This is a genomic window from Natrarchaeobius chitinivorans, from assembly GCF_003841505.1.
Classification (GTDB): domain Archaea; phylum Halobacteriota; class Halobacteria; order Halobacteriales; family Natrialbaceae; genus Natrarchaeobius; species Natrarchaeobius chitinivorans.
In genome coordinates, this window is record NZ_REGA01000040.1 from 1 (window position 1) to 6,495 (window position 6,495).

General features: G+C 59.7%; 7 protein-coding genes and 1 pseudogene. 4 read left to right on the forward strand and 4 right to left on the reverse strand.

Annotated features, from left to right (window positions below):
* Positions 1–396: 396 nt before the first annotated feature.
* Together EA473_RS21645 and EA473_RS23330 are read right to left on the reverse strand one after the other, a co-directional pair.
* A pseudogene (locus EA473_RS21645) lies at positions 397–603 on the reverse strand (IS5/IS1182 family transposase); the annotation flags it as partial.
* Between the two features lie 198 nt (positions 604–801).
* Positions 802–1,245, reverse strand: coding sequence for a DUF5518 domain-containing protein (locus EA473_RS23330; RefSeq protein WP_165875358.1), 444 nt, complete (start codon positions 1,243–1,245; stop codon positions 802–804).
* Positions 1,246–1,641: 396 nt separating this feature from the next.
* Here EA473_RS23330 and EA473_RS21655 point away from each other — a divergent pair, with 396 nt between their 5' ends.
* The 3 genes from EA473_RS21655 to queC are packed head-to-tail and all read left to right on the forward strand — an operon-like array spanning position 1,642 to position 3,758.
* A complete protein-coding gene (locus EA473_RS21655; protein WP_124197681.1) occupies positions 1,642–2,142 on the forward strand; it encodes a 6-pyruvoyl trahydropterin synthase family protein in 501 nt (166 codons plus the stop codon).
* A gap of 1 nt (position 2,143) precedes the next feature.
* Complete coding sequence (locus EA473_RS21660) at positions 2,144–2,953, forward strand: 7-carboxy-7-deazaguanine synthase QueE (protein WP_124197682.1); 810 nt, start codon at positions 2,144–2,146, stop codon at positions 2,951–2,953.
* A gap of 28 nt (positions 2,954–2,981) precedes the next feature.
* Positions 2,982–3,758, forward strand: coding sequence for a 7-cyano-7-deazaguanine synthase QueC (gene queC, locus EA473_RS21665; RefSeq protein ID WP_124197683.1), 777 nt, complete (start codon positions 2,982–2,984; stop codon positions 3,756–3,758).
* Positions 3,759–4,046: 288 nt separating this feature from the next.
* On the opposite strand, the gene EA473_RS21670 is transcribed toward queC, so the two are convergent.
* Positions 4,047–4,391 carry a thioredoxin family protein gene (locus EA473_RS21670; RefSeq protein WP_124197684.1) on the reverse strand — a complete coding sequence of 115 codons (345 nt, stop codon included), beginning with the start codon at positions 4,389–4,391 and terminating at the stop codon, positions 4,047–4,049.
* A 260-nt stretch (positions 4,392–4,651) separates the two neighbouring features.
* Between EA473_RS21670 and glnA the strand changes: the two genes are divergently transcribed.
* Positions 4,652–6,007 (forward strand): type I glutamate--ammonia ligase, encoded by a 1,356-nt coding sequence (gene glnA, locus EA473_RS21675; RefSeq protein ID WP_124197685.1) that lies wholly within the window; start codon positions 4,652–4,654, stop codon positions 6,005–6,007.
* A 215-nt stretch (positions 6,008–6,222) separates the two neighbouring features.
* On the opposite strand, the gene EA473_RS21680 is transcribed toward glnA, so the two are convergent.
* Positions 6,223–6,495: transposase (locus EA473_RS21680; RefSeq protein ID WP_207890236.1), on the reverse strand; the 273-nt coding region annotated here is incomplete at its 5' end.

Consider the following 6,495-nt stretch of genomic DNA (forward strand, 5'->3'; position numbering starts at 1 on the left):
GTGAGCCCCTCGTCAGCCTTTAGCAGGATTCGTGCGCGGGTGATATCCTCTGCTCTATGTTCACCCGTCGAGATAATCGCCTCAAGTTCGCTTCGTTCCTTGTCAGAGAGGTTGACGATGTGCTTTTTCCGTCCCATCCCTATAGAGAGGTGCTCAGAAGAGATAAGCTAAGCAGTCGACGCTTGCAAGTGCACTAGTGGCGTCCCAAGCCTGCACTGATGAGCGAAATCACGCGGTGTGATCCGATTTCGCTCATCAGTCGACGCTTGGGAGGGTACTAATGTAAGCCGTTCTGTTGTACCGCTCTCCCGGTGGAACTGCACCCTGCCCCCCGGTTCCGTCGGCAGTGGCGTACACTATTGTAGCCACTGGAAGTCAATACACATCTGATCGCACGACGGCGAGCGCGTCACGTGTGACGCACATTGCCGTCTCTTCTGGCGCTTGTTTGCTCTCGGTGAATTCAGCTGCAATCGGGACCTTCGAACCGGTCAAAACGATCGTACAGCCGTAGCCGTAGTAGTACTCTTCAGCCGTTGGATCGTAGCATTTCGACGCGTCTTGATCGGCTGGTATCGTTCTCACGCCTGTTGAATCGATCGGCGTGGCCCGTGTCGCCGACCGTAGCGGTGGTCATCGTCGACCTTGCAAACGCCTCATGGAAGAAAACGAACCCCTATGGCGCGGCCATAGTCGTCGATCGGACATCGTGGCTTCGGACACTTTTCCGACGCAGACTTCAAGAAATCGCACAAAACTGCCCACCAGCTGGGTCAGGAGTACGATGAGTAAACCGCCAGATCAGACTGTTTGGGGTTCGCCGCGACGGAACGGAGGAATACGGCCAACGATGCCGCCAACCAGTGCACCGAAGATGCTGATGAGACAGAGAACAGCGAGAGAGAAAACGAACCATAGCACTCCGAAACCGGCGCCTAAAGTGGCGTAGAAAGCTGATATCTCCCATCCGGACGCAATGGCACTGCCGACGAGTATGACGGAGTCAAAAGCACTAATCACGCCGATTCGCAAGCCAGCCTGCCTGGAAGAGGTCGATCGCGATTGGTTGCTGTAGTACAATCCCCCAAGGACCCCAGCAACCAACACCGGAGTAGCGCTGTATTCAGATGGCAGTGTGTTCCAGGAAACAGCAACCGTGAGAGGGATAGTGAGAAACCCGAGTGCCGTTGCTACTCGTAGATCCTTGTCTAGTAACCATTGACTGACAGGGGTTAATACCGACATTGTATTGATGAAAATATTTACTGTGCAGCGATATACATTTTTCGAACGGCCGGCTCTGGTGAATTATCACACGTGGCTCATGTCATAGAATACGTCTCATACCCTTTACCAGGCGATTATACAACTTCCAATTCGCGTGTAACCCTATGAGTTTCGTCAGGCATGGGTTTTGCTCAAGATTGAGGCCGCGAATAACTCCTGTTGGGAACCAGTGTATGACACGCACCCAGTTGTTACTATATCGGAACCACTGAACGTCAATACACATTTGATCGTACGACTGCTGTGCGGTCGGTGTGTGAATTGTGTCAGTTGTAACTCTCGATCGCTGGTCACTCATGGTTTTATTCGACCCTACCATATCTATTTATAGTATGGAGGGAATATCCTGATATTATGCTGGGATTATCCAGAGAAGACCGTACCGAAACAGATCGGCTGGAACCGACGGACGGAACGTCCGAGCGTGGCGAAATTACTGAAACCCGACGACAGCTCCGGATCGGGCACGAACGACCGATCAGGCTCAGTACGGGCCATCGGATCCGACACCACGACGGCAAGTGCTCGCGTCCGCACGGACACAACTACGAAGTTGCGGTCACGCTCGAAGGGACCCTCACGCCCGAGGGGTGGGTCGTCGACAAAGGCGATGTGACGGCCGTCGTCGAGGAATGGGATCACCGGTTCGTCCTCGAGCGCGGCGATCCGCTGATCGAGGCGTTCCGGACGACGGGAGACGAAGACGCCGTCGTCGTCCTCGAGCGCCCGCCCACGGCCGAAGTGATGAGTGTCGTCCTCGAGGAAAAACTCGAGGCAGAACTCCCCGAGAACGTCCTCGAAGTCGCAGTACAGGTGAGCGAGACGAGCGAACTCTGCGGCGGGAGCACGCTCTGAGATGCCTGTTTCCGATTCGACGGATCACGAGGGCGTGATCGATCGTAAGCTGGTCGACACAGAGGAGACGAACGAACCGCGGAATCCGAACGACGGATTGCCGATCAACGAACTATTCGTCTCCCTCCAGGGAGAGGGGAAACTGGCCGGAATTCCGTCGGTGTTCGTCCGCACGAGCGGCTGTAATCTCCGGTGTTGGTTCTGTGACTCCTATCACACCTCCTGGGAGCCGACTCACGCCCGGCTGGATCTCGAGGAAATCGTGGCCGAGATCGAATCGTACGATGCTGATCACGTCGTGCTGACGGGCGGAGAGCCGCTGCTTTACGAGGCCAGCGTGAAACTGCTCGCGGACCTCGACGAACTCGGGTATCACACGACAGTCGAGACGAACGGGACGATCTATCGAGATGCGCCGATAGACCTCGTCTCGATCAGCCCGAAACTCGAGAGCAGTACGCCGACGCCGGAGCGGTCGCCGACCGACGTCGGTGAGTGGGAGCAGCGCCACGAGGCCGATCGGATCGACCTCGACTCGCTCTCCCGGCTCGTCGAGGACGCCGCGTTTCAGCTCAAGTTCGTCGTCACGGGCGAGGAGGACCTGCCGGAGATCCTCGACGTACTCGAAGCGCTACGCGACGCGACCGACGCGACCGTCCGCGACGAGGACGTCCTCTTGATGCCCGAGGGAGCGACACGGACCCGACTCGCGGAGACGCGGACTCGAGTCGCCGACCTCGCGATGACGTACGGATTCAGGTACACCCCCCGATTGCACGTCGACCTCTGGAACGACGCACCAGAAACGTAGTCAGTGACCAGTCTACCACTCGAAACGAATGCTCAATCAAACTGATATCGACGCCGAACCCGCAGACCGGGATCGATCGACCGCCGAACCGAAGGATTCGCCCGACGACCGACGCCGTGCCGTCGTTCTCCTGTCGGGTGGGATGGACAGCGCCACTGCAGCCTACGAAGCACAGGACCGGGGCTACCGGATACACGCCCTCCACACGTCCTACGGCCAGCGGACGGAAACCCGGGAACTCGCCTGCGCGCGCCGGATCGCGGACGAACTGACGGCGGCCGACTTCGTACAGGTCGAGACGAGCCACCTCGCGGAGATCGGTGCCTCGAGTCTCACCGACGACGGGATGGCCGTCGAAGACGCCGACGAGACGGGCGAGGAGGTTCCGTCGACGTACGTTCCATTCCGCAACGCTAACCTCCTCTCGATGGCCGTCTCGTACGCAGAGGCCACCGGTTGTGAGGCCGTCTTCATCGGCGCACACAGCGAGGACTTCTCGGGGTACCCCGACTGCCAGCCGGCCTTTTTCGAGGCGTTCGACCGGATGGTCGACGTCGGGACGAAACCCGAAACCGAGATCGCGATCGAAGCGCCCTTCGTCGACTGGTCGAAGACCGACGTCGCCGAGCACGGACTCGAACTGGGCGTCCCGTACGAGCAGACCTGGAGCTGCTATCGGGAGGATCGGCCCGCCTGCGGAACCTGCGACGCCTGCGCCTATCGGTTACAGGCGTTCCAGCGTCTCGCCGTCCGCGATCCGATCGAGTACGCGGATCGACCGTCGTACGTCGACGAAGGGGGGTGACCGACATCGGAGGGTATCGTAGCCACTGCAGCATCCGTTCGGACGAAGAGAGGGCGGTTTCTCGCTCGTCGAGTGAGAACCGCGGAACGGTGATCCGTGTGTGAACAGTTAGGGATTATCGTAACCTCCCGGAGGTCTCGAAACCGGCCCTTCGACACTGTGTCTCGGTTCTTCAGCGGGAAACTATGAACTCCTACGATAATCCCTAACTGTCAGTTGTTCCGACTGCGATGGAAACCGGTCGGTCACTGGTCGAGAGCGATGAAGATCACCGCTCGATTCCCCGGTTCAGGCCGGTTCGACCGCGTTGGGTACGTGTTCGCCGAGGAAACCGACGACGTCGTCGCCGCCGAGAAACCCCTCGGAGCGCCGAGCGATTGGCTTCTCGTCGTCGAAGAGGACGAGGGTCGGGACCGACTGGACGTCGAACCGATCGACGAGTTCGAGGTCCTGACCGGGGTTGACCAGCCCGATCGGAACCCCGGTCGCTCGAGCCACGTTTCCGAGCACCGGTTCCATCGCCTGGCACTTCGAGCAGCCGCTCGTGTAGAACTCGACGAGACAGGTGCCGTGTTCGTCGACGAACGCCTCGAGCTCGTCTCCGTCCTCGAGACGAACCGGTTTCGGTTCCATGTCGGAACTGGACGGTCCGACGGGAAACCGGTGTCGGTGGTACCGACGCAATCGCAGTGCTACCGCGAACGCAGTCGCAATATCGATCGGTATCTTCCGGATTTTCATCTCAACCGGAGACGAGTTTTCGAATCGTGTTCCGAACCGGCGATCGGAGAGGGATAGTTGTACGAACACCAATCCCTATCCACAGACCCGGAATATTCGCCCAGAGAAACAGGGACTTATTAGTAGAACCCCTTGATTCAGGCAGGCAGAAGATGACGAACGGAAACCTAACGTCGAAAGAACAGAACGTACTGAACGAAATCGAGTCCGAAGACGTGGACTTCCTTCGACTGCAGTTTACGGACATTCTGGGAACGGTAAAGAACGTCGCAGTTCCGGCCCGTCAGGCCGAGAAGGCGTTCACCGAGGGAATCTACTTCGACGGCTCCTCGATAGAGGGGTTCGTCCGCATTCAGGAATCGGACATGCGGCTGGTTCCCGATCCGGACACGTTCGCGATCCTTCCGTGGAGACAGGACGAGGACAGCGCGGCGGCTCGGATGATCTGTGACGTTTACGACACGTCCACCGACGAACCGTTCGAAGGCGATCCCCGCCGGGTTCTCAAGAACGCCCTCGAGCGCGCCGAGGAGATGGGATACACGGTCAACTTCGCTCCCGAACCCGAGTTCTTCATGTTCGAGGAAGACGAGGACGGGCGCGCAACCACCGAGACCGCGGACCACGGCGGCTACTTCGACCTCGCGCCGAAGGACCTCGCGAGCGACGTCCGCCGGGACATCATTTACGGGCTCGAGGACATGGGCTTCGAAATCGAGGCCAGCCACCACGAGGTCGCTCGCGGCCAGTACGAGATCAACTTCGAGTACGACGACGCGCTGACGACCGCGGACAACGTCGCCACGTTCCGGACCGTCGTTCGTGCCATCGCCGCCCAGCACGACCTTCACGCGGCGTTCATGCCAAAGCCGATCCCGAAGATCAACGGCTCCGGCATGCACACCCACATGTCCCTGATGACCGAGAGCGGGGAGAACGCCTTCCACGACGAGGACGACGAGTTCGACCTGAGCGACACTGCCCGGTCGTACCTCGCAGGCGTCCTCGAGCACGCGCCGGCGATCACTGCCGTCGCGAACCCGACGGTCAACAGCTACAAGCGCCTCGTCCCCGGGTACGAGGCACCGGTGTACGTGGCGTGGTCCGACCGCAACCGCTCCGCGCTCGTCCGCAAACCCGCCGCACGCGTCCCTGCAGCCTCGCGGGTCGAACTCCGCTCGCCGGATCCCTCGTGTAACCCCTACCTCGCGTTCGCCGTCATGATCCACGCCGGCCTCGACGGGATCGAAAAGGACCTCGAGTGTCCGGATCCGATCCGCGAGAACATCTACGAGTTCGACGAGGCCAAACGCGAGGAATACGGCATCGAGACGCTGCCGTCGAACCTCGGCGAAGCCGTCGACGCCCTCGAGGAGGACGAGGCGATCTACAGCGCACTCGGCGAACACGTCGCACCGAAGTTCGTCGAGGCCAAATCACAGGAGTTCGAAGAGTACCTGATCGACGTCTCCGAGTGGGAACTCGATCGTTACCTCGAGACGTTCTGAGACGTCTGCGGCCCGGACGCCCCACGGACGACGTCGCGTCGATAGTCCTCGAGAGAGTGACCGAAGCAGCGATCCGTCGAACGGACGGGTCGACCGCGACTCCGCCTAGTGGCGTCCCAAGCCTGAACTGATGAGCGAAATCACGCGGTGTGGTCCGATTTCGCCCATCAGTCGACGCTTGGGAGGGTACTAGTGCGCTCGCAAGTGTGGACAGCCTAGTCCTGCTTTTTCTCCGTGATAGTTGGATAGAGCCGGAGTAACTTCGTTCGGGCATCATCGGCAGTGAACTGCCAGTCGATCGAGACGGTAGCCTCGTTACGGTCAGTTTCCCACGCGGCGACCTCCGTTCGGAGTGTCGCCGCGTCAGGGATGCGCTGGTTGAGGCACTGGGTGGTAAGCGCGCTCAGCTCAATTTCCGCCATATTGAGCCAGCTCCCGTGTTTCGGCGTGAAGTGAAACTCGAATCGGTCGAGATACGCTCGTGCGTC

Bases quoted from the DNA above. Each gene is read 5' to 3' on its own strand.
- EA473_RS21670 (WP_124197684.1), bottom strand. From the start codon at position 4,391: ATGGAACCGAAACCGGTTCGTCTCGAGGACGGAGACGAGCTCGAGGCG.
- queC (WP_124197683.1), top strand. From the start codon at position 2,982: ATGCTCAATCAAACTGATATCGACGCCGAACCCGCAGACCGGGATCGA.
- EA473_RS23330 (WP_165875358.1), bottom strand. From the start codon at position 1,245: ATGTCGGTATTAACCCCTGTCAGTCAATGGTTACTAGACAAGGATCTA.
- EA473_RS21655 (WP_124197681.1), top strand. From the start codon at position 1,642: ATGCTGGGATTATCCAGAGAAGACCGTACCGAAACAGATCGGCTGGAA.
- glnA (WP_124197685.1), top strand. From the start codon at position 4,652: ATGACGAACGGAAACCTAACGTCGAAAGAACAGAACGTACTGAACGAA.
- EA473_RS21660 (WP_124197682.1), top strand. From the start codon at position 2,144: ATGCCTGTTTCCGATTCGACGGATCACGAGGGCGTGATCGATCGTAAG.